Source organism: Vibrio phycocola (assembly GCF_053850235.1).
Genome location: NZ_JBSQDJ010000002.1, coordinates 286270 through 311043 on the forward strand (window position 1 = coordinate 286270; position 24774 = coordinate 311043).

Annotated in this window: 20 protein-coding genes; 16 read left to right on the forward strand and 4 right to left on the reverse strand. The window is 39.7% G+C overall.

Annotated elements, in window-relative coordinates; genetic code table 11:
- The first annotated feature begins 168 nt into the window (after positions 1-168).
- Positions 169-1767: a diguanylate cyclase domain-containing protein gene (locus ACWU4D_RS04630; protein ID WP_456050223.1), complete on the forward strand. Its 1599-nt coding sequence runs from the start codon at positions 169-171 to the stop codon at positions 1765-1767.
- 61 nt (positions 1768-1828) lie between these two features.
- On the opposite strand, the gene ACWU4D_RS04635 is transcribed toward ACWU4D_RS04630, so the two are convergent.
- Complete coding sequence (locus ACWU4D_RS04635) at positions 1829-3031, reverse strand: putative manganese transporter (RefSeq protein WP_456050224.1); 1203 nt, start codon at positions 3029-3031, stop codon at positions 1829-1831.
- Between the two features lie 450 nt (positions 3032-3481).
- Between ACWU4D_RS04635 and ACWU4D_RS04640 the strand changes: the two genes are divergently transcribed.
- The 6 genes from ACWU4D_RS04640 (at position 3482) to ACWU4D_RS04665 (ending at position 13330) form a co-directional block, all read left to right on the forward strand.
- Complete coding sequence (locus ACWU4D_RS04640) at positions 3482-5389, forward strand: methyl-accepting chemotaxis protein (protein WP_456050225.1); 1908 nt, start codon at positions 3482-3484, stop codon at positions 5387-5389.
- Positions 5390-5548: 159 nt separating this feature from the next.
- Positions 5549-7309, forward strand: a complete 1761-nt coding sequence (locus ACWU4D_RS04645) for a sensor domain-containing diguanylate cyclase (protein WP_456050226.1) — start codon at positions 5549-5551, stop codon at positions 7307-7309.
- Positions 7310-7553: 244 nt separating this feature from the next.
- The gene (locus ACWU4D_RS04650) at positions 7554-8861 is read left to right on the forward strand and encodes a malonyl-CoA decarboxylase domain-containing protein (protein ID WP_456050227.1); all 1308 of its coding nucleotides are present in this window, start codon (positions 7554-7556) and stop codon (positions 8859-8861) included.
- Between the two features lie 5 nt (positions 8862-8866).
- On the forward strand, positions 8867-10399 hold the full coding sequence (locus tag ACWU4D_RS04655) for a malonate--CoA ligase (protein ID WP_456050228.1): 1533 nt from the start codon (positions 8867-8869) through the stop codon (positions 10397-10399).
- 165 nt (positions 10400-10564) lie between these two features.
- Complete coding sequence (locus tag ACWU4D_RS04660; RefSeq protein WP_456050229.1) at positions 10565-11242, forward strand: GntR family transcriptional regulator; 678 nt, start codon at positions 10565-10567, stop codon at positions 11240-11242.
- 411 nt (positions 11243-11653) lie between these two features.
- Entirely contained in the window at positions 11654-13330 is a 1677-nt protein-coding gene (locus tag ACWU4D_RS04665) for a methyl-accepting chemotaxis protein (RefSeq protein ID WP_456050230.1), read from the forward strand.
- Positions 13331-13464: 134 nt separating this feature from the next.
- Here ACWU4D_RS04665 and ACWU4D_RS04670 read toward each other — a convergent pair whose 3' ends face one another.
- Together ACWU4D_RS04670 and ACWU4D_RS04675 are read right to left on the reverse strand one after the other, a co-directional pair.
- The gene (locus ACWU4D_RS04670; RefSeq protein WP_456050231.1) at positions 13465-15144 is read right to left on the reverse strand and encodes a diguanylate cyclase domain-containing protein; all 1680 of its coding nucleotides are present in this window, start codon (positions 15142-15144) and stop codon (positions 13465-13467) included.
- A gap of 565 nt (positions 15145-15709) precedes the next feature.
- The gene (locus ACWU4D_RS04675) at positions 15710-15979 is read right to left on the reverse strand and encodes a hypothetical protein (protein ID WP_456050232.1); all 270 of its coding nucleotides are present in this window, start codon (positions 15977-15979) and stop codon (positions 15710-15712) included.
- 372 nt (positions 15980-16351) lie between these two features.
- Between ACWU4D_RS04675 and ACWU4D_RS04680 the strand changes: the two genes are divergently transcribed.
- From ACWU4D_RS04680 to ACWU4D_RS04720, 9 genes are all read left to right on the forward strand, one after another.
- Complete coding sequence (locus ACWU4D_RS04680; RefSeq protein ID WP_456050233.1) at positions 16352-16657, forward strand: FeoA family protein; 306 nt, start codon at positions 16352-16354, stop codon at positions 16655-16657.
- A gap of 63 nt (positions 16658-16720) precedes the next feature.
- Positions 16721-18727 (forward strand): ferrous iron transporter B, encoded by a 2007-nt coding sequence (gene feoB, locus ACWU4D_RS04685; RefSeq protein WP_456050234.1) that lies wholly within the window; start codon positions 16721-16723, stop codon positions 18725-18727.
- Between the two features lie 9 nt (positions 18728-18736).
- Complete coding sequence (locus tag ACWU4D_RS04690) at positions 18737-18910, forward strand: FeoB-associated Cys-rich membrane protein (RefSeq protein WP_456050235.1); 174 nt, start codon at positions 18737-18739, stop codon at positions 18908-18910.
- A gap of 281 nt (positions 18911-19191) precedes the next feature.
- Positions 19192-19647, forward strand: a complete 456-nt coding sequence (locus tag ACWU4D_RS04695) for a BLUF domain-containing protein (protein WP_456050236.1) — start codon at positions 19192-19194, stop codon at positions 19645-19647.
- Positions 19648-19686: 39 nt separating this feature from the next.
- On the forward strand, positions 19687-20406 hold the full coding sequence (locus tag ACWU4D_RS04700; protein ID WP_456050237.1) for a hypothetical protein: 720 nt from the start codon (positions 19687-19689) through the stop codon (positions 20404-20406).
- Between the two features lie 43 nt (positions 20407-20449).
- Complete coding sequence (locus ACWU4D_RS04705) at positions 20450-20818, forward strand: DUF1304 domain-containing protein (protein WP_456050238.1); 369 nt, start codon at positions 20450-20452, stop codon at positions 20816-20818.
- 32 nt (positions 20819-20850) lie between these two features.
- Complete coding sequence (locus tag ACWU4D_RS04710; protein ID WP_456050239.1) at positions 20851-21036, forward strand: hypothetical protein; 186 nt, start codon at positions 20851-20853, stop codon at positions 21034-21036.
- 191 nt (positions 21037-21227) lie between these two features.
- On the forward strand, positions 21228-22763 hold the full coding sequence (locus ACWU4D_RS04715; protein ID WP_456050240.1) for a methyl-accepting chemotaxis protein: 1536 nt from the start codon (positions 21228-21230) through the stop codon (positions 22761-22763).
- Between the two features lie 224 nt (positions 22764-22987).
- Positions 22988-23479 carry a cupin domain-containing protein gene (locus tag ACWU4D_RS04720; RefSeq protein WP_456050241.1) on the forward strand — a complete coding sequence of 164 codons (492 nt, stop codon included), beginning with the start codon at positions 22988-22990 and terminating at the stop codon, positions 23477-23479.
- 67 nt (positions 23480-23546) lie between these two features.
- Here the strand turns inward: ACWU4D_RS04720 and ACWU4D_RS04725 are convergent, their stop codons facing one another.
- The gene (locus tag ACWU4D_RS04725) at positions 23547-24701 is read right to left on the reverse strand and encodes a winged helix-turn-helix domain-containing protein (RefSeq protein ID WP_456050242.1); all 1155 of its coding nucleotides are present in this window, start codon (positions 24699-24701) and stop codon (positions 23547-23549) included.
- Between the last annotated feature and the right edge of the window lie 73 nt (positions 24702-24774).

A 24774-nucleotide genomic window follows, 5' to 3' on the forward strand; every position in this document is an offset into this window, starting at 1 on the left:
CATTGAAATAGTTCTCCTTGTTTTAATTGTTCCCGTTTCTCGCTATTCTACTACTAAGGTCTACTATTATAGTATTCTGCACAAATAATCCATCAATTTCATATGGATGGCGTGACATTAGCTAATAATAATATCGGCTGAGATGTGTTTTTAGGAAAGGTAATTAAAATGAAGCTCCGGTACATGTTCGTTTTTATTTTTATTTTAATTGCCATAGTTCCGACCACTCTATTTTGGATGTGGCCATATTCAAAGGCGCTTGAATCTGAAATAGATGATGTTAAAGATCGACACTTAGTTATCGCGAAAAATCTCTCTACGGCATTTGAACGCTATTATCAAGATGTGACAAGTGTATTTGAAATTCTTGATCCTGAATCAGATGAAAAACTGGGGAAAGAAGGCTTGAACAATCTTCTTTCTGGTTTTGAGTTTACCATGGTTGCGGTTGTCGATTCCCAAGGAAAAGTCGATCACTGTGTATTCCATCCCAACCTTGAATGCCCAGCTACTATCAGCAATGACATTCTGCTTCTCGCTCAAAATACCGTTGAAGAACAAGGGGTTAAAGTCTCTACTGTTACAGAAGATCCCAGTATTGATAGCGGCCCAATTTTCCTCGTAGTAAAGCATCAAGAAGATAAATTGATGCTAGCGTATTTGTCGACAAAATACGTTGTTGCCATGGGTAAGAAAGTGGCGTTTGGTGAGAAAGGCCATGCTGCAATTGTAGACCAAGCAGGAAATGTATTAGCTCATCCGCTCGACTCTTGGATAAAAGAACGCAAGAACATTTCAATGATCAGCTCAGTGCAGAAGATGTTGGAAGGTAAAACGGGTGTGGAGTTGTTTTATTCTCCTGCTCTAAAGGGCGATATGATAGCCGGATATACCACAGTCGCGAATGCTAAGTGGGGCGTGATGGTACCTCAGCCAATCTTGGAATTGGAAAACAAAGCCCAAAATATTGATGAAACAGCGATTTTCGTGATGCTATTGGGGCTAGGTCTTGCTTTATTGATTACGATCCCTGTTTCAATGATATTGATCAAACCGCTTGAGCAGCTAATCACAACGATTAAACGTATCGAGAGAGGCGATTCCAAAACTGCTCTGAACGTAGATACATCGAGTATCACGCCAGTTGAAATACGAGATCTAAAAAGTTCTTTCATTTTGATGATGAATAACATTGAGGTAAAAGAGCGCGAGATTTCAAAATTGGCCTATTTTGACGGCCAGACCAACCTTCCAAATAGAAATTACTTCCGTCAACTCTCTGAACAAGCACTTTCTAAGATGACAGAATCGAAGTCGAGTGGAGCTTTTGTTTTTATCGATTTTGATGATTTCAAGCTGGTGAATGATAACTATGGTCATAAAATTGGTGATGATTTGTTGTCTAAATTCGCCATGCGCTTGTCGGAGTATTTTTCTATTCAGAGTGATGATGATCTTCTTAGTTATTTCAATGCGTTACCTGATATTATTCCTGCAAGGTTAGGTGGTGATGAATTTGTTATATTGATACAGAACATATCAAGTATTAATGATGTTGAGGACATGATTAAAGGTCTATTTGATGAGGTATTCTCGACGTATTCATTTCAAGGTAATGTTGAACTGTCGTTAACCGGTAGTGCTGGGATTGCAATATTCCCTGCTCATGGAATGCAAGTGGATGAGATTATGAAGTCCGCTGATATGGCGATGTATAAAGCCAAAGCGCTAGGCAAAAATAGAATTTATTTTTCATCAATAGAATAACAATTTTGTCTGAGTTAATTAATGCTCACTATGATAAATCACCATAGTGAGCGTCTCTAAATTAAAGCTCAAACAAAAAGTAATACCCATAACCGACAATAAAGGCTGGGATCGCAGAGTAGAACGTTGCATATAGTGCTGCTTTTGGTGCAAGAGCAATGGCAGGAAAAAGAGCATCGCCATCATTTGATATTGAATTCGACAGTTGTGTCGACATTGGTACAGCACCAGATAGATACATACTGGTTACCAAAATCTGAGGACCACACCCCGGTAATAACCCCACGAGTAATCCAATCATTGGCATCCACATTCCCCAACCGGCAAACAGTTCTGCAAGATCAAGGTGCAAAAAGGCGGTTGTTAATTCGAACGCAAGAAAAGCCCCAATGACCCACGCACTTATAAAATTTGTATCTTGAGCTGTTTTTTGTATCGGGTGTGACGACGTCCCTTTTTTATCTTCTGAAACACTTGATTCATAATCTTTAATTTCTTTTGTTAACGCCCAAAAAACCATGCACATAATAATGGCTATAGCACCTATCCATTCCATTGTTTGCCCGGGTAAGTGCAATTCTTCATTGAGATCAATTTGAAATGACCCTAGAAAAGCGACGACAGTTGCGGGAACAAGCATGAATTGCCAAAACTTGCCTTGAAGATTCATTGCTGATTTCTCTAATGCATTCTGGCTAACATTTGTCTTGATGCACTGGACATCTACTTTTTGGAGTGGTCTTAAAAAGTCATCTTGGTGTATTGCATTAACAGCAAAACCAGAAAGAGTACCGACAACCACACCGAGAGCAATAACTGCTAGACCAGTTTTAGGTTCACTTGCAACAAGAAGAAAGGCAGCGTCGCCCATGGTTGAGGTGAGAACGGCAACAATAGCGCCAAACCCAACTCGGCCGCTAACAAATTGAGTCGTCACTATTATAGCGCCACCACAACCTGGAAGAGCGCCTAAAAGTGCGGAGAATAGCACTTGGTAACGACGAGAGCGGTTATATAGACGAATGATACGGTTGTCTTGGCTGATATAAGCTGAAAGGTAGTGGTAAATCGCCAAAGTAAACGCAACATAAGCTGAAACGGCCCAAAATGCATCGGCTAACGTATTTATGATGATGTCACGAGTGGGATCAGCGATAAGTAGAGCGATCAATAATATGGGCAAAATAGATCGTTTATAACGCAAATGTATTTGAGAATTTTTTGCCCATTGTTTTGTTACTTCGGAAAAAGATGTCGAGATCATAATATCGCCAATGCAAATGATAATTATTATCATTTTAGGGTAAGAAGTTAGAACTGCAAGTACTATCTTTACTTATTTCATATTAATTTACACATATCTAGAGAAGAGCGTGGTGGTGACGGAATTTAAAGAGAATTTGCAATCTAGATCTGAAAATCAACCTCAAAATTGATCGAGAACAATTTAAGTGTTGACTGGGGTAATTAGTGATCTCAGAAATGTGACTAGCGTTGTTCATTCTGTAGATAGACCTACTATGATTTTAATTCTTGGTTATTTGAGAGCTGGTTATCGTTAACGTTGGAATAGTCAGCCTTATAAATCAGAAGGAGTGATGTACTCGTTGAGAGAGCATTAATTGTTCTATCTCAACCATGTCAACATCGCAGTTAGTGACTATTCAATTAATGTTAATACTTGTTAGATTGAAGTAAACAAGGACTACTTGAAATGAAATATCTTGGTTTTAAAAACCTTTTGCTAATATCCATTTTGGCGCTTGTCGCTATTTCTCTCTCAATATATAGCTACTTTTCCTATTCGAATGAATCGAAGCTATTAACTCGGATGATAACCGAGAACACACAAACCTACGCGATTAATCAGGGCGAAAAAATAGAGGCTTATTTACAAGATAAGATCGATTCTGTTAGTAATATCGTCGATGAATTACCACACAATGCCGCAGAACAAAGCGCTGAACTCAATATAGAGCGCATCATGCTGATTGGTGGGTCTCTAAATATGGCAACGGCTCTGATTGGTTTTAGCAATGGTGATGGTTACGCGACATTTAGTAACCCAGCCTGGGTAAATCATCGCGCAACAAGTGACGCGACGTTAGCGCCCTGGTATCAATTGGCACTAAAAAGCAATAACGTTCAGCTTAGTAACCCTCATACTCCACCTGGCGAGGATTACACGCTTATTTCAATCACCAAGCAGTTTCAAGGTGGCGTGTTTAATGCTGACCTCAATTTAGACTTTCTTTCATCGTTGGTTAACGACCCGAAAGCACTTGCAGGCTCAGTATCATTAGTTATGGATGAACACTCTCAAATATTGGCCTCTTCTTCACCTTCCTTAAAAGTTGGGGAGTTTGGAGCGAAACATGAACTTATCAAATCTGAGCTCTTGAATACGTTAAAAGAAGACGTACTCGTTCAAGAGTATACACTTGATGGTATCGGTAAGTTGATGTTCTCAAAAAGAATCATGGTCGGAGGTAAGATTTGGAGCTATACGGTTGGCTTGGATAAATCCGTTGCATTTGCTTCATTAGAAGATGCTAGAAATGGCGCCATTATATTTACAGTAAGTGCTTGTATCATCAGTGTGCTTGTTGCCTTTTTCATTATTCAGCTTCTTTATCGCCCCATTTTAGAGTTAAAGCGTATGGTGTTAGGGCTTTCACGTGGTGATGGTGACCTAACGTTACGTTTGAATGTTGAGACAAACGATGACCTTGGTGAGATTGCTGGGGGCATTAATGTGTTTATCGAAAGTCTGCAGTCGATGATGCACGAAATCCAGGCCGCGTCTAACCTTCTTCAGGAAAGTGTGGACGAGCTGAATCTTAAATCGACTCACAATGCTGATATTTTGCAAAAACATGCGAGAGAAACAGAGCAAATTGTGACTGCAATTGAGGAATTGAATTCGACAGCAGAATCGATGACAACCGACGCCGTCAATACCGCCCATATAACTGAGAAAGCCAACGAATCGGGTAAGTTATCACAAGAGACGATGAGTCAAGCACAACAATCGGTCACCACGCTCGTGGATGATGTGGATAGCACGGCAGTAAGTGTGCAAACGATGAGTGATGAAACGAAAGGAATCAACACAATATTGAGTGTGATTGAGTCTATTGCTGAGCAAACCAATCTACTGGCGTTAAATGCGGCAATTGAAGCGGCCCGCGCCGGAGAGCATGGGCGTGGTTTCGCTGTTGTCGCTGATGAAGTGAGAAACTTAGCGAGTCGAACTAAAGACAGTACATTGGAGATTGAGACCTCATTGGGCGCGTTGCTTAAAGGAAATCAATCTGTGGTGAATGCGATGGATGGAACAAAAGAGCGCTGTCAGAAAACAGTTAGTGACATATCTCAGGTGTCGAGTAACTTAAGTACCATGACGAGTTTAATCGTTGATATTAATGAGTTGAGTTCACAAATCGCCACAGCATCTGAGCAACAAAGTAGTGTTACGCTTGAAACCAGTAAGAATATGACAGCAATTAATGACATGGTCAGTGAGCTTGAAAGCAATGGCCAAGATGCGCTTTCAGAAGCCACTAATATTGCGAGTGTTAACCATCAATTAGTTGAAATTGTGGGAAAATTTAAACTTTAGCATCGAGAGGGAATAGACTTTCGAAAACAACAGCCACTGAGATTTTCATTTCAGTGGCTGTTTAAAAATAAGCATCTTTTTAACGTTTAGCTTAGTCTCCATTTAGTTTTTCTAATTACAGACTAGACTTATAAGAGCGTAAGTTAAAAAGGTGAATGTATGCTAGCTCGTCCCGTTAGCAAGTTTCAATATATACCTGTTGTAGCGTTAGGCCTTTCCATATTGGTAGGTGGCTATGTATACAATAGGACGCTTGACGACTGGATAACCGATATTGTTAGCGAATATATGCTCGGATTGCTTAATGATGTGAATCACGAGATTAAAGAACACAAATACCACTTTTATGATCTTACACCCGCGGAAGTCGACAGCTTCTTAGGTGATCTATCCCAATCCTCTACCCAGCGCCGATTTACGATTATCCACGAAAGTGGAAAGGTACTTGGCGATTCAAAATTGACCAAACGCGAAGTGTACAATTTAGATAATTATGGTCAACGTCCTGAGATAGTTTTAGCACTGTCAGACGGGAAAGGTATCGCTAAGCGTTTTAGTAGCATTAGTCGCCAAGAGACTCTTTATGTGGCTGCTCGCATAGAAATAGACGATCCTGAGCATGATACGATTAACTATTCTGGAATCGAAAAACATGGGCATGATCATGAAGGCTCCCATCGAGATGTGTTGCCAAGTAATACAAGCTTAACCGAATTCGATCATCATGAAGAGCACAGTTCAGTTTATATACTGAGACTCGCAATGCCAATGACGTCAATCCATAATATGTCTCAGGATTTACGGGGCATTGTTTATCTATTGATGATTTGTTCAATGGGAGTGTTGATAGCCTCATCTTGGTATAGCCAGAGAAAGATAACTCAAGTTATTAATGAAGAGAGGAAACTGCAAGAGGTTCGAATTAACAAGAGCACTCGAGAAATAGAGCTATTGCGGCAACTCGCCAATATGTTGGCTGCATGTACCACAATTAGTGAGGCTCAGCAGGTGGTAGAAGATATCGTGCCTCGAATACTGGGAGATATTAACGGCTGTGTCTCTATCATGCGAGAGTCTCGCAATTTGTTGGAAATCGAAATTGATTGGGGTGGGCCTTGGCCAGCGGCAACATCTTTTTCACCGGATGATTGCTGGGCAATGAGAAAAGGGCAATCTCACCTTTCAAGAGATGATAACCACAGTCTTAGCTGCCATCATATGTGTGAAGCTGATGAACAAAATATGACTCTGTGTATACCACTTACGGCCCATGGCAATACGGTAGGAATATTCCACTTATATTTTGACTCCCCACATAATCTGATATCCGAGGACATTAAGCAGCTCGCTTACACTCTAGCTGAACATTTAGGGTTGGCACTTTCCAACCTCCGCTTGCAGGACAAACTTCGCTCTCAAGCACTTCGAGATCCACTCACTGGTTTATATAATCGACGTTATTTTGAGAATAAGCTCGAAAGTGAATGGCTAATTGCAAGTCAAGACTCCATGCCTTTGTCGATAATCATGCTCGATCTCGATCATTTTAAGCAGTTTAACGATAACTTTGGTCATGACGCCGGTGATTATGTCTTAAAAGAATTGGGAAGCTTGCTTAAATCCATCTGCAACGTACGAAATGAAGTATGTCGTTTAGGTGGTGAAGAGTTTGCGGTTATTTGTCCTAATCTTTCTAAAGAGAAAACGATAGAGTTAACCAATAGAATTATCGAAAGTGTTAGAGAGCTTCATCTTGAAGTTCGTGGTTTGTCTCTTGGTCAACTAGGCATTTCTGCTGGTGTTTCAACGTATCCAGATATTGACGTTTCACATAAAGAAATGGTGAAAATAGCGGATGCGGCACTTTATAAAGCCAAAGAAAATGGGCGTTCTCAAGCAATGCATGCCTCCGATACCTAAGCTCGTGAATAACTCACATCCTCGATATAACTCTTCAATCAAAAAGCTCGGCACTTTAGAAGTCATAAGTGCCGCTTACTTCCTCTCTTCATTCAAATAGTAAACTTTGTCGCTTGTCATTTTTATTGGCTTTATTTGTTACATTCCTGTTTACATAAAATTAACACTTGCATAGTTTTTAGCGATGATTTAGTGTGATTACTAATAATATCGATATTATTACGTTTGATAGATGAGGTATGTTATGCCCAACTGGACAAATATGATCGGAGATTTAGTGGTTCGCGTTACCGAAATAGGTAGCACCATGATCTCAAATAATGTTGAACTTCCTCTCGCGGATAAATGTGAACAGTTGTTAAATAATACCGGTGAAGCAACGAGTTTGGCGCTTTCACGTGAGATCCTCGACAATTATCAATCTTTGACTGATGAAGAAAAGCTCGTTTTTTTTCAAGCACTCTTCTCTGATTTTGGTGTTGACGTTGTAGCGTTAGAAGCGGCATTTGCTAAATGGAGAGAAACGGCGGGCAATAGGGAAGCGCGAAGTATTCATTTTGCTTCTGAGCCTCGTTCACAAGAGCTTATTCGGATATTGAATCGAGCACCAGGCGGCACGGCAGCGCTTGTTAGTCTGCGTGAGGATTTGATTCGGTTAAGTAAACAAGAACCTAATTTAGCCAGTTTGGATCATGATCTAAACCATTTATTTAATTCCTGGTTTAATCGTGGCTTTTTAAGCATGGAAGTGATCAATTGGTCGACTCCAGCAGTAATTCTGGAAAAAATAATCTCTTACGAAGCGGTTCATGAAATCAAGGGTTGGGACGATCTCCGTTTGCGAGTTGCAGAACAGGATCGTCGACTTTATGGTTTTTTTCACGCTTCTATGCGCTCAGAGCCGCTAATTTTCGTCGAAGTTGCGTTAACGACTCACACTCCCATAACGATCGAATCCATATTATCTGGTGACAGAGACATATTAGAGCCAAATGAAGCAACGACTGCGGTTTTCTATTCGATTTCTAATTGCCAAGCCGGGTTGAGAGGCATTTCATTCGGGAATTTTTTAATCAAGCAGGTCGTGGAAGAGTTGAAGCGTGAGTTACCTAACTTAAAACGCTTTATCACGATGTCTCCGGTTCCTGGGCTAAGGAAATGGATCGCAACTAACCCCGAATTAGACGAAGCAAGCACGACTCTTGTCCAATCCTTAACCGATAGTAACACTCTATTTGATGAAGAATTTAAAGCTCAAAACAGTAGTCAGCTGAATCGATTAGCATGCCAGTACCTACTCGATGCGAAACATAAGAACGGTGGCCCATTTGACCCTGTTTCGCGTTTCCATTTGGGAAATGGAGCCCATCTTGAGCAGATTAATTTATGGGCGAACTCTTCAAGTAAAGGTATTTCCGATTCTTGGGGGTTGATGGTTAATTATGAATATGACTTGAAATCAATCGAACGAAATCACGAGGAATTTTTGTCTGAAGGTAAAATAAATACGTCGGCAGCCATTAAGAAATTCCACAAAAAATCAATAGGATGATAAACATGTACCATGCAAATTATTTAGCACATACCCTGCGTAAAGCAAGTGTAGGGTACGAAGACAATCTGTTTGCAACCTTGCTCGACGACAGCCATGTGAGTTACAAGACATTGTTTGATAACGCTGAGAAAATGGCAGCGGTTTTACAACAAAATGGTGTTAAAGCTGGGGATCGAGTAGCGGTTCAAGTGGGTAAATCGATTACGACCATCGAGTTATATTTAGGAACAATACTCGCGGGCGGTGTCTTTTTGCCATTGAATACGGATTATATGGCGAGCGAAATTGAGTATTTTTTGAGTGATGCTCAACCTACGGTATTTGTCTGTGATCCCACTTTAGAAAAGACCCTTAAATCGGTTGCCGATAGGGCAAATGTGCACGCATTGCTTACTTTGTCATCCAACGGCACCGAAGGCTCTTCATTTGACCAACGAAATACGGTTGAGTCGGCATATGTTGAGGTAAAACGAAATAAAGATGACTTAGCTGCGATCTTATATACATCGGGAACCACGGGCCGATCCAAAGGCGCGATGTTGTCTCATGGTGCGCTCTCTTCAAATGCATTGACTCTGGCTGACTATTGGCAATTTACTCGCGAGGATACGCTTATTCATGCTCTGCCAATATTCCATATTCACGGGTTATTTGTTGCCATCAATATAACATTGTGTGCTGGTTCGAAACTTCAATTCTTACCTCGTTTTGATGCAGATAAAATTATGGAGAAGATGTCCACATCAACGGTATTAATGGGTGTTCCAACTTTTTACGTACGCTTGTTGCAACAGCCGAATTTAAGTAAAGAGTCGGTATCGTCAATGCGGCTTTTTGTTTCAGGTTCCGCTCCTTTGTTGAGTGAAACTCATCAGCTTTGGCAAGAGAAAACTGGACATGCGATCCTCGAACGTTATGGTATGACGGAAACCAATATGAATACGTCCAACCCTTACGATGGCGATAGACGACCTGGAACGGTTGGCTTTCCTCTTCCTGGTGTTGATATTAAGATCTGTGATGCAACGACAGGTGAAGAGTTGGCGAACGGTGAGATTGGTCAAATTGAAGTGAAAGGGCCGAACCTCTTTTCTGGCTATTGGAAGATGCCAGAGAAAACCGCTGAAGAACTGCGAGATTCAGGATGGTTTTTGACTGGTGATCTCGGTGTACGTGATGATGATGGTTACATTTCAATCGTTGGTCGTTCGAAGGATTTGATTATTTCCGGTGGTTATAATGTTTACCCTAAAGAGATTGAAGCTGTCATTGATGATATTCCCGGTGTACAAGAATCGGCGGTAATTGGGTTACCTCACCCAGATTTTGGTGAAGCTGTCGTTGCTGTTGTCGTGGCAGAAACAGATACCACGTCACTACTTGATGACATTACGAGGCAAACTCAAGCTGTGCTTGCTAAATTTAAGCGTCCAAAAAGAGTGTATTTTGTAGATGAACTACCGAGAAACACAATGGGTAAGGTACAAAAAGCTCAGTTGAGAGAGAATTATAGTGATACCTTTGTCAGTAGTTGATAATCTAACTGAGACAATTGAACCAAACTTATTGAATCTATAAGATGTTTTGTAAAATTGCACTACGCAAAGTCAAACAGGTGGCTTTGCTATGCTATCAGTGTTGTGCTGAGAATCGTCGCTAACCCGCGTTATTATTATTCGAGATATTGAAGCAGTGATTTTATGAATGAAGAAATGAACAGTCAGAATGGCAAAACAGCGATTAATCGGGTCTATCATCAGCTAAGAATTCGCATTCTAAAATGCGAGTTTTCCCCAAGTGAAAAGTTGAAGATTGAGTCGCTCAAAGAGCTTTTGGATATTGGTGCTTCTCCGATTCGCGAAGCATTGAGTTTGCTGACATCCGATGGATTAGTTGAGCGTATCGATCAACGAGGCTTTCGGGTTGCGCCGATGAGTAGAGACAATTTTAATGAAATCCTGATGCTCAGATGTGATTTGGATAGTTTAGCACTACGTAAAAGCATCGAACTTGGTGACAGTGATTGGGAAGAAAACCTTGTAATCTTACATCATCGCCTAAGTCGCGCAGACATTTCAGACTTTGATTCATGGGAGTCTAAACACAAGTCTTTTCATATTGAGTTGATCGGGCAATGTCAAAGCCCGATACTCTTGGGCTATTCTAAGCAGCTCTATGATCAAAATATTCGATATCGATTTTTGGCTGAAAGAACAACAAATTATAAGTCCAGGAATGTATCGGATGAACATAAAAAATTGTTGGATGCGACAATAGAGCGTAATGCCGATCTTGCTTCACAACTTTTGGTTAAACATTATCATTCGACTGGCAAGTTTTTAGCATCGCTATTAGATAAAAACGACTTTAACGTGTAGTGAGCCTTTAAAAAGGCTCATACGTTTTCGGTAATCTCGAGATCAAAACAAAGTTATTGCGGTAACGACAACTTATTATCCATTTGGGGCGTTATCGTTGTTCACTCACTCTTCTTGAATACACTTTCCTTATTTTTCCCTTCACTTCAACTTAGCCACTTGTTCCTTTTACATTGTGAGAATACTCATTTTTTAGAGCGAGTAACATGCTTCCTACAACACAAAATGCCGTTGCAGTAAAAAGGTGCAACTATGTTTATATCACATTTAATCTATGACTCCTCTTTGATCAATTAGTTGCTAAAAACGTATTCTAGGTCACGTCTTGAGTCAGTGAAACAGCGTCTTTGCTGCTATGTTTTTAAGAGGGTAAGTAACTGCAAATTAAGTTAGAAACAAGGCTGAGTAAAAATGATGAACTTAAAAAGTCGTGGAAAGCTACTGGTTATTACAATAGTTCCACTTATTGTGGTCACACTGTTAGTGACGGGCGTATTTTATTGGAATGGACTAAGAGACATCGAACAACAGTCTATTTTATACCGAGAAGAGTTGATTGAAGCGCGAAAAACAGAATTAAAAGCTCATATGAGAATGGGGCGAACGGCGATTAAAGCACTTTATGATGCTGATGTGAACGGAGAAAATATAGCACAAGCTAAGCAAATCTTAGGTAACATGCGCTTTGCAGACGACGGCTATTTCTTTGCTTATGATTCTCAGGGTGTCAATGTGATGCATCCAATTAAACCGCAACTTGAAGGCAAAAACCTATATGGTTTTAAAGACGATAATGGTGTTCCCATCATTGCAGGTTTGATTGATGCTTCTAAACAAGGTGACGGCTTTCTTTATTTTTCTTGGAACAAACCTTCTATCGATGCACTCGCGCCTAAATTGGGTTATGCGGAACATCTTTCAAAGTGGGATTGGGTGTTAGGGACCGGTGTGTATATTGATGATGTCGATGTTGCGGTGAATGCTTATCGTGATCATCGGAGTGAGACCATTCTAAGTGACGCTCGTTTTGCAATGTTAATCTCGGCCATTGGTTTATTGGTTACCGTCTTTATCGTTGGTGTAATTATTAATAGAGCACTGATTCCATTAAGAAATATGTCTGATAAGCTCAACGATATTGCGCAAGGTGGGGGAGATTTAACCAGCCGTTTAGAAACCAAAGGTAATGATGAATTGGCAGCCCTCGGTCAGGCTTTTAATACCTTAATGAACAAAATGCAGCCTTTAATGAGTGAAGTGAAAGACAGCTCGATCGCGGTGATGCAAGCGGCTAAAGATTTGGATCAACAAACCGCTCAATCAAATCAGACAATGCAGAATCATAGCCAAGAGACGGATAGTGTGGTGACTGCGGTGACAGAAATGGCTGCAACGTCTCGCGAAGTTGCGAACAACACCAACGCCACGTCAGAAGCGATTAATGAAGCCAATCAATTGATTCTCGAAGCACAAAAAGATGTCACTTCGGCAATGACCGGTATCAATCAGTTAGTTGATGAAGTTAATGTCACATCTGGTGCGATTGAATCTCTAAATGATCAAACCAACAAAATTACCAACGTGATCGAAGTGATCGGAGGTATTGCTGAGCAGACAAACTTGTTGGCACTCAATGCGGCCATCGAAGCGGCACGAGCGGGTGAACAAGGGCGAGGCTTTGCTGTTGTTGCCGATGAAGTGCGTTCATTAGCAAGTAGGACTCAACAAAGCACGGAAGAGATTGGTGAAATGCTGTCATCACTTCAAGCAGGGGTTAAATTGGCTGTGACAACGATGGCGGCTGGCCAAGCAAGAGGTGAACAAACCCTTGATGACTCTTCTGTTATTCAGGATAGGCTTTCTGGAATAGAAAGTGCGGTTAGTTCTATCTATGATATGGGGACTCAAACAGCATCTGCGGCGGAGGAACAAAGCTCTGTTGCAGAAGACATTAATCAGAATTTGGTGACAATCCAGCAGATGGTGAACACTTTAAGTGACGACTTACAAAAAGCAGGTCAAATAAGCGCTTCTTTGGCAGCATCTGGCGCGAAAGTGAATGATTTAACTGGACACTTTAAAGTTTAGCTTTGTTCTTAGAATAGACAGAGGAGCTGAACCTCTGTCTATTCAGCTCAAATAACGAAATCTTATATTCCTCGTTGGCGCAACCAAGTTAGATGTTGGACATCAAAACCAATAATAGTAGGCTTTCTCGGTTGTTAACGAGTAGTGATCTCGCAAAACGTTTGAGTAAACTCTCCATTGTCGTCGTATTTTGACGTGCCATTTAGTGTCGTTGGAATGATTGTTCCATCTTTACGCCTCATCATCAGGGCAACATTATTTACATAGCCATACCCTTTGATGCGAGGGAAGTTTTCTTTAACACAATTTTGGGATTCTTGGTCAAGAAAATAGGTAAAATGCTTTCCTATCGCCTCTTCTCTAGTGTAACCCGTTAAGATTAACCATTCTGGGCTGATATCAATCACATGCCCATTTTGGTCTAAGGACTGCACAGATTGCGTTACACTGTCTAAGTCCATACTGTGAGTTCTGATATGAATGAGATCTTTTTTATCTACTTGTAAATTGACATTATCTTGTGCGTGTTTCCTTTGCTCTTTCTGAGCGTACATTTTCTTATCTGCACGTTCGATCATTGCTTCAGGTGTGTCGTCACCTTCCCGCATTTGCGAGCAACCGTAGCACAAGCTCCAGCTTTTCCCGATATCTTTTCCTAATTGTTGATAATTTTTTTGAATTCGCAGCATCGTTGCCTCGGCATTATCTCTATTACAATCAATAAATATAATGAGAAACTCATCACCGCCGATACGAGCAGCGAAGTCGGATTGCCTGATAGAGGTATTAATGGCTTTAGATACGCCTCTTATTAATTCATCACCAGCTTCATGGCCTTCTATATCATTGATTTTTTTTAAATCATTCACATCAACAAAACCAATAGAGATTGGAGTACTTTTACGGCGGCTAATTAGGAGATTTTTGCTCAGAAAATCAAAGATAGCTTGTCGATTATAGAGACCAGTTAAAGAATCGTTATAAGCTTGAAAATTTAGCTTTTCAATCAGTTTATCTTGTTCATTTCTCGAAATTGCAAGTTTATATATTAAAAATAAAATTAATGGGTATATGAGAGATATGCCTATGAACAACCCGGTGTTTAATATTTGATCTTCTTTAAAAATACTAGCTTTAGGGACATGCATAATAATAAATAATTTTTCATGATTAATAACATGATTCGAAGGGAAGTCAGTTAGATTAAAAGTGGTAAAGTAATATTCATCGTTATTATGTATAATGTTTCCTGTACCATTTCGTATTACTTCTGCCCATACCTCTGGATACTCAGACGCAAAAGATGTTTGTGTTTTTTCAGGAAATATAAATGTCCAGTTTTTATCTTTATTTTCATTGTTTAAGTAATAACCTGCACCATTTAATAGATAGGCGATGTCTCCATCATGTATATTTAATGATTGAATGATATCGTTTAGGCGTAATCCAAGATAATTTATAATACCGACACCAAGAAATTGACCATGTTCATTATGTATGGCCATTGCGAAGCGAATCATTGGTTTTACAGAAGCTTCAAGTTTACCAGTTTCGATACTAACATCGTATTTTGATATGTATATCTCACCTGGGTTTAAACTAGACGCTATTTTAAAAAAGTAGCGCTCACTTTGATCTTGAAGTTGATGATTGGGTACTGTTGAAAATGTGTGGTCTGGGTTTTGCCTTACGCTAAGTACCTCTTGCCCTTGGGCATCTAATAATTTTATTTGGTCATAAGTATTTTCAAAACTTCCAATGTTTATTAATAAGGATGTTAAATGGCGTATTTCATGTTGGCTTTTCGTTAACAATACGGTTTTGCTATATCACTCTGAGAAAAATAAAATAAATCGCTACTGGCGGATTTATATTCAGCCATAAGTCTATTTTTCATTGTATGAATTTCTGAAGTCTGAAGAACTATTCTTTTTTCAACAATGTTTTGATGTGATATTGAATAAATAGTGAGGACTATAAGAGAGATAAATAAAGTAGCATAGATAGCATAGCGGACTAATCGAAAATTTTTTAATATATATTTTAGAGTTGTAATTTTACCGAAAATAATATTTTTTCCAAATATTCTTCGTCGCTCTTTGATGTACATCATTTCTTCCATTATTACATAGCTCAAACTATCTGAAATATCCTTGATAATTGTAGCAGTATGAATCGAGTTTCACCAGTTGAGCTAGATAACATTAATAGAAACTTCTACGCTGATTGATTATTAAGTTAATAGTAAGTTATTGAATTAAACTACTTGTTTAGTCTTTAATTATAGTTTCATTAATAGCGGTTAACTTCCCAAATTTATCGAATTTGTGATTGGAGAAGGATTATCTATTCTATTTTTGAAAGAGTTTATTGATGAATTCAATGTGCGATCTTAAATTTCTTAACCGCACATTTACACAAGCCAAGTTTTAATGCTGGGCACTTTTTACATGGTGGGTTTTTGATAGGTATCGTCGCGATATTCTTCATTGCGATATCAGGCGACACTATCATATTGTCGTCAATTAATGTTTTCGCTTTACGCTGGGCTTTTTTCAACCCTTTCATTTTCTTTGGTGAAAGAGTCGTAACTTTACTGGCCTTCTTTTCCAGCTTCTTCTGTTGCTTTTTTAATTTCGCTGAATTCAAACGCTCACCTAGTTTAGTAATGATATTGATTGTTATTTGTATTCAATATTACTAAACCAGCCAAGTTATGTCCATTGCATGATTGCTCGGCTGAACGTCAGTCGGGCACTTGCTCAATTCGTCGTATTCTTTGGCCATTTTATAGAACGAAAACGGTAGTAAAGGCGTTTAATGTTTGATTTATGTCAATCAAACATTAAACACTTATTCTCATTAACCCTAATTATGACATGGACTATTGTCGTGATAATAATTTTCATTTAACGTGCTTATGAAATGAAAATTATTGTTATTTAGATTTATATGAGAGTGACCTCAGGCTGTGATTACACGCAAGTCCAATGTTACTTCTAACTGCTTGGAGATAATATTTTGAACAAAGCTATGACGTTCCCATTTCCTGAAAAAATACTCTCCTTTTTATTTGGAAAGCAACTAAGCAACGAAGACGTTATCACGGTTAAAAATCTCTCACATGCTGAGTTAAATGTGGAATATGAGATAAAAGAGGTTATTCAAGATAACGAAGAAATTGTGCAGTTTTTGTTTACTTTAGGCTGCTTTAAAGGTGAATCGATAACACTAGTATCGGTCCTTTCAGACACCTACGTTATCAGCATTAAAGATGCTCGATATAGCATCGATGTAGATTTAGCCAGAATGGTCCAATTGGTTTAACGCGACGCACCGAATAAGTAGAGCTTACTTATTCGGCGATTGAATGAAAGAGAGAGAAAGGCGATGAAAATTGCATTAGCAGGTAACCCCAACAGCGGCAAAACGACACTCTTTAATGCTCTTACGGGGAAGATAGAGCGAGTCGGCAACTGGGCCGGTGTCACGATTAGTAAGAAGGAAGGGTTGGTTAAACCTACGATTAGTCAATCTGACCGCGAGATCAAAGTGGTCGATTTGCCTGGCGCATACTCGATGTCTCCTTTTACATCTGAAGAAACGATCACTCGAAACTATATTCTCAATGAACAACCCGATGTGATTCTAAATATTGTTGATTCAACCAATTTAAGTCGCAGCCTTTTCTTTACAACACAATTGCTTGAACTTGGCATCCCCGTTGTCGTTGCGTTAAACAAAAGTGATTTAAACCAAGCGCGACAAACAGTCGTTGATGTTGCTCGATTGAGCGAAAAGCTCGGCTGTCCTATCGTTGAAACTGCGTCGATAAAGAGCCGCAATAATGGGTTGGATAACGTTATTGAAAGCGCAATTTCCATTGGGGGGCATTCACAGGTTGCTCCTTTTGATGGGAATAAAGGGACGGAGCTAAAAGATGTCGACTCGGTGAAAGCATTGGATGCTAAGCGATTCGATTTTGTAAAAACACTGGTTCAAGACGTTGAAAGTCGCCAAGTAAAAAGTTCGCTAAAGACTCGTCACGATCACGCAGACAGTATCTTGGCACACAAATGGTTTGGACTTCCAATTTTTGCTGTTGTGATGTGGTGCGTTTTTTCATTATCTCAAACCCATATTGGCCCGTTGCTTGCCGATCTTCTCGTCGGTTGGATAGATGCGTTATATAGCATGGTTGAAGGCTTATTAGGGGACAACGTGTCTCCGTTACTCAGTGCTCTATTATTGGATGGTATCATTGGTGGTGTTGGAGCGGTTATTGGGTTTCTTCCATTAATTATGGTTCTTTTCTTCTTGCTAGCTTTATTAGAAGACAGTGGTTATATGGCACGAGTCGCTGTCATCATGGACCGGTTTTTTAAGAAAGTTGGGTTGTCTGGAAAATCGATCATTCCAATGGTTATCGGGACTGGGTGCGCTATCCCAGGCATCATGTCGACCAGAACGATTCAAAATGAAAGACAGCGCAGAACAACGGCAATGCTTACTCCATTTATGCCTTGTGGAGCAAAACTCCCTGTCATCGCACTCTTCGCTGGCGTCTTTTTCCAAGATGCAGCATGGGTCGGAACAAGCATGTATTTTGCCGGAATAGGGCTCATCATCGTGGGTGCTTTGTTAATCGTACGCATCACTGGTGAAAAACATACACGGTCGTTCTTTATCCTTGAATTGCCAGAATATCGTTTTCCGAGTATTTCTCGGGCCATCGTGTCAACCTTCTCGCGTGCAAAAGCCTTCATTATCAAAGCGGGTACGATTATCTTGTTGTGCAACGCTGTGGTGCAAGTTATGCAAACATTCAATTGGCAGCTTCAAATTGTTGCCGAAGGTGCCGAGCATACGAGTATTTTGGCCGGCCTTGCTTCTCCGTTTGCCTTTATCTTAATTCCATTAGGTTTTGGAGTATGGCAACTTGCCGCAGCCGCGATTACTGGCTTTATTGCGAAAGAAAATGTCGTTGGTACATTGGCTGTTGTGTACGGCATTACGAACTTCATCGATACCGAGGAACTTGCTTTGGTATCCGGTGGCGCCGATGTTGCAAGTGTTATGGGGCTCTCTTCTGTCGCTGCATTTGCATATCTAGTGTTTAATCTATTTACACCACCTTGTTTCGCCGCTATTGGTGCGATGAACGCAGAGCTAGAAAACAAGAAGTGGTTGCTTGGTGGCATTGCGTTCCAGTTTGGTGTTGGCTATGTGGCTGCTTTTTTAACCTATCAAATCGGCACGTATCTAACGACTGGTGCGGTCGGGCAGGGCTTTGTATTTGGTTTAGTTGCTTGTTTAGTCTTGGTTGGCATTGTGATGCATTTAGTTAAGAAAGGCTCTGTGAAAGAAGCAAAACAAATCAGCTTATGTGCATCATAGGAGAGAGTTATGGAAAATGTCATTGTCGCACTCGTAATTTTATTCATTTTAGGGCTTTCTTTAGCAAAAGTTGTTTTAGATAAGAAGAAAGGGGTGAAATGTATGGGTTGTTCACATGGAGCCGCTTGTTCCTCGAGTAAAAAAAATAAATCGGCCATCAATGTTGGTGAACGAATTATTTAGAATCACTCACTGATAATGAAAAAATTAGAAAGAGTCGTTGAGAAACTAGCGGCTCTTTTTTCTTTTATGTTGCTCTAGAATTTGAAGGGTTCTTCATCGTATTGCTACCTATAAAATCGCAGGTTTGCTGTCAGATCATTGAAGTAGAACTCATTTTTATTAAATTCTGATCGTCACATTAATGTGAATATAGAGATCCCAGCTATTATTTTATGATACGTTCTTGGTGATTATGTGAACTGTATTTATATTCACATTAATAAGCTTTGGAGGAGTTAAATATGAGCGATAGTGTAAGTGGAATAGAGTTAATCCGTTGTATCTATTCTAGCTCTGCAACCGAACAATTTACTCATGACGACATTACCGCGTTATTGGAAAAAGCTCGTAAGCATAACGCGAGTATCAATGTGACTGGGATGTTACTTTACGACGCAGGATCATTTTTCCAAGTATTAGAGGGCGATCGTCAAGTTGTCGAAACGCTTTATGAGAAGATAGCCAAAGACCCACTGCATGATAATGTCAAAAAGGTTATTGTGGAATTAGTTGAAGAACGAGATTTCTCTGAGTGGACGATGGGATATTCCGGCGTCACGCGACAAGACTTGAGAAACATAGAAGGATTGAATGACTTCTTTTCGACCAAGCGCTGTTTTACCGAATTGGATGAAGGTCGTGCTAAAACACTTTTGGCTGCGTTTAAAGATGGTCGCTGGAGAAATACATTGAAGTAAGCGCGGCTGTTTAAAATAAACAAAAAGAGTCAGTATTTGATGTCGCTTATAGGCGATATCTGTACATTCAGTATACTGATACTAAATAAATCGAGTCAGTTGGCGAAAATGAAAGAACTGTTTAACGAAAGTTTTTATTTTTTAAAGATGAACTGGTGGTCTGTCTTTAAAATTTTTGGCCCCTTCATTATTATCACTAGCGCTGGATCCCCTCTTATCGAGTACATCGGTTCTCAGTATCCTTCGTATTGGAACGGCTTATTATACTTTTTTATTACTGGGATGATTCATACTTACTTGATGGTGCGCTTCATTAAATTTATGGCGTCTGTTGCATCTGGTCGAGAAATAGAATTGACGGTTTCATTATCGGAGTGGCATAGCTTATTTATCTCTTACATTATGTATGGGGTCGTTGTGGTGGTGGGGCTTATTGTCTTTATTATTCCTGGCTGTATTTATGGCGCTCGCCTCGCTTTTTCAGAATTTGAAATCGTGTTAAATGGTAAATCTCCTATTAAAGCATTTGGTGTTAGCTGGAAGGAAACAAAAGGCCTAACACTCAAACTTTTCTTCATACTGTTTATTATTGTTTGTATTCAGTTCGTAATACTTGGTCTTTTAGATTTAATAGCAATCTTCTTTCCGTTCGCTCAATTAATCTGTAGCATGCTGTCTGAAGCATTAATGTCTGTGACAATGATCTATTCAACCATCATCTTCTTCAGAGCGTATGTGATGAACTCTCCCAGTCATTAATGAAAATAAAATCGATGGCTCTGGCGATACAAGGATTATTTAAATGAGTTTACTGCCTCAAGTATTAGTTGCGTTGGTTGCAATTGAACATGCTTATATATTGGTTCTCGAGATGTTTCTTTGGACTAAGCCAAGAACGCGACGAGTGTTTGGTTTATCACAAGAAGAAGCTGAGCAGACTACGGTTTTTGCGGCAAATCAAGGCTTATACAATGGCTTTCTATCAGCTGGCTTGCTTTGGGGGTTATTTCATTCAAACACAGCCTTTGGCGAGCAGATACAACTTTTCTTCTTGAGTTGCGTCGTTGTCGCTGCATTGTATGGAAGCTATTCGGTTAAACGCTCAATTATAGTGGTCCAAGGGTTACCCGCTTTACTTGCAATTTTGTCTGTGTTGTTTTTGGGGCAGTAATTAGAAAGTCGTTTTATAGGTAAATTGCGTAATTGAAACGGCTCTGGTCAAAAAACTACGACGCATTTTCACAAGAGCGAGTCGCGAATGAGATCGCCGATACCTTCGTCTTACTTTCAGCGTTAGCGTCTGAATTTAATATTGACTTAGAACACGCGGTAGAACATAAATTTTTCCAGTCAGACAGTAAGCGACACTGGGCCAGCGCTGAATCTTAGATCACCAAGTGCACATGCATGCTTACTAATTAACATATTTTCTTACATAAATTCACATTTCCCCTACAATAAATAAAGTAACTAATTCCCTGCGCTTTAGTTTTATATTTATATTTTGTGAGGTATTTATGTTTGTTTGGAGCATTAAGAAAAAGCTATCAGTTCTATTAATAAGCTTAATAACCCTTATTATGATTAATATTTTTGGTATGTTTGAAATCGCTAAAACGGGTTATTTTACTTATTTAGAGCGTGAATACCTTATAGGTGTTGAATCGATACAGCTTAATTTAGACAGAATGTCAGTGCCGAATCAAAGTTTAAATGAGATTAAAAGTTATATTGATAAAAAAAACACTAATTTTAGACAACAAGGCATTGTGCAAGGATTACACACTACAACTCTGCAATCTGAATTATGCTTAGGAGCGGTAAATTTTGCAGAAGACATAATTTTTAGGGTATTAGGATTTGGCAAAGCCATCGATGTATGTACTGAAGCAATTGATACAAATCAACAATTTAAGTCGTTAGTGCTCGCTTTTCAACAAGATAATTTAACCTTCAGTGAGTTTTTATCACAAATAGAGTCGCCTTTCGCGCGCTTAAAGAATCATTCTGAGGAATTTTCTGTATTAATTCCTGAGATTAGAACCTTTATGGTCAACCTGATAGTAACCATGACAATCGTATTATCGTTAGGGTTAATAGTTGCATTTATCTTTACGATAAAAGGTATTCAATCTAGTCTTAAAACGCTTCGTGTAGATATTCATGAAGTAGAGAAGCACAACCAACTTGATTACACCGTTAGATCAACAAAAGATGATGAAATTGGACAAGTCGGTAAATCATTTAAAAGTTTACTTAAAAAATTTCAACACATTATTATTCAATTATCTCAATCTAATCACTTGTTGCTTGATGAAAGTTCCAAATTAAAAGTGCTTTCAGAACAGTCGAATGAAAGTGTTTGCGAACAGTTTCAAATGACGAGTCAAGTATCGAGTTCAATCGCACACATGACCTCAGCGTTAGATCAGGTCTCAGCCAATATTAATCAGGTCGCGTCAAATGCTGGTGATGTCAATCAATCTGCGGAAAAAGGGAAAGAAGTCGTCAGTTTTGCAATAGCAAAACTACAAGAGCTTGTTTCTGAGATATCAACCGCGACCACCGTCGTAAATGACTTAGCGGAAAGTAGTGAGAAAGTAAGTAAAGCACTAGAAGTGATTACCCAAATAGCTGAACAAACGAATCTATTAGCACTGAATGCTGCGATAGAGGCGGCGAGAGCTGGCGAGCATGGTAGAGGGTTCGCAGTTGTTTCTGATGAAGTAAGAACACTCGCAACTAGAACCCAAGAATCAACTAAAGAAATTGGCGATATTATTCAACAACTAAGAACGGGCTCTGAAAATGCAATTTCAGCCATGGCTAAAAGTCAGCAGCAAGCTGAAGATACCATGACGACTACCGAAGGGGCAGGAGACAGCCTTAACGAGATAACGGAGCTTTCAAAAGATATCACTGAAGCCACCGGTCAAGTTGCCGTTGCAGCACAAGGCCAAATCGAAGTACTAAAAGATATTAATAGTAATGTTGATACTTTAAGTCAATCTGCAGACTCAGCTAAAGCAATAGCAGAGCGAACGCAGCAATCTGCATTAATATTGAGTGATAATGTAGATTCAACCGCCAAGCTTGTTAACACATTTAAAGTATAGTTTGCTGAAAGGGCAACAATTCTAACGAGTATTTGAGCAAGGAACATGCATAAACTGCTATGGTTGTGATTCCTACCCAAGGAACACCACCTAGCGGTTCAGAACCATAAATACCAGAAATAAACAGCCGTTTTAGCATCACAATTTAGTCTTCAATACCAAGAGTCGGATAAAAGATGCGGTACTCTTTATAGACAAAATAAAACCTATGGAGAGGTATTTCCGTGTCAGATGATAAATATGTACTAAAGAAAGCAGAAATTGATGCAATGGAAGCACAGAAAAAGACGCACTTCTTGAATCCCAATGCTCAATGCACGAATAAATCTTTGGGTGACCGTGTTGGATTGACGGGTTTTGGTTTTCATATTATGGAAGTTCAACCGGGCCATGACTCCACCGAGCACCATTTCCACTATAACGAAGATGAATGCCTTTACGTTCTTTCAGGAGAAGGCGTCGCGATCGTTGGACAGGATAAATTCCCAATTTCAGAAGGTGATTTCTTAGGATATCGCAAAGGTGGATTCCCTCATTCCCTGATTAATACGGGGAATTCTGTTCTTAAATGTATTGCCGTCGGTCAGCGCTTAGAAAGCGATGTTGTCGATTACCCAAATCAGGAAAAACGTATTTTTAGAACCAAAGGTCTTAGCTGGAAAGTCGTCGAATTTTCCGACGTACAAGAAAGGCCAATCATTAAAAGTGACAAGTAGGCCATTACATTAATAGATGTTGCTCACCAATTTTCTTTGGCTCGGCGTTTTGTTTGATAAGCTGACCTTATCGAAGTGGTCGAATGTGGTAGTTTGAAACAGTTTCAACCTGATTAAATGCAGCAAATTTCACTAATTCAAGGTCGAATTCGGCTCTAAATTCATCGATATTTTTTAGTAAAGGATCGATAAATATATTGATCACCTCTAGGTGAGATCGGGCTTTGTGAGTTTTACAGTCAATCATGCCGACTAGGGTTCCATCCCATAAAATGGGCAAACAAAAGTAACCAAATTTTCTTTTGACCGCAGGCGTATAACATTCAAGTAAATAATCAAAGTTGAACAGTCGCTTGGTTTTTGCTCGCTGGATCACCAGATTGTCGAAAGGGGAAAGGATATTGACTTGTTTGCGCTTTAGTTGCTTATTTAACAGGGCTAATGAGTTGGCCGATGTAAAATAGAATTCGCCGTTGACTTCAACCTGTTCAATCAGACCTTGTTCACCCATCTCATTTAGCGCGGTTTTTACGTGAGCCTTAACGCCTTTCAACAAGTAAACCATCTCATTGAGTTGACCAATACCGTGTTCAGCCAGATAACGTTGAACAAGAAATTTGGCATGTTCTTCTGGAGTGGGCTGTGTTGTATCAACGTGATCAGGTAATACACGTTCTGTGATGTCATAAACCTTATGAAAATTTTTACGCTCAGTAATCATCAGATCGCCCTGCATGTAGAGCGTTTCTAGAGCTTGTTTACTGGGTTTGGTCTCCCATCCCGTTTTCTTTGTGACATCAGAGGCAAAGTCTTTTGCCATCAGTGGTCCTTCATCTTTAATGCGTTCGAGTACCGAGGCCATTAGCTTTAAATCTTTACGAAACCAATGCTGTTGTTGACCGGATTTAAGTGCGAGTTTACGTGGCAAAGAAAATCGAAAATCTTTCATCGCTAAATAAGAGGCGGCATGCGACCAGTATTCATAAACTTGCTTTTCTTTAACCATTTTATCTAAGTGATCGGTTTGGTAATCAGGATTTCGATTCCATAAGGTATGGTGGTGGGCGCGTTGAACCACAGAAATGGTATCGATTTGTACATACCCTAACGCTGTCATCGCTTTAACCGTTCGCTGGTACGGGGTTCCTGTGAGTTGCTGCGCATGTAATCCTTGCGACAGTAACGTGACTTTTCGAGCTTGAGCTAATGAGAGTGATTCCATGTGCAGACATATCTTCTAGGTATAGTGGTCTAACTTTAACAGATACCTTGTTTTGTTTCATAAATAGACTACT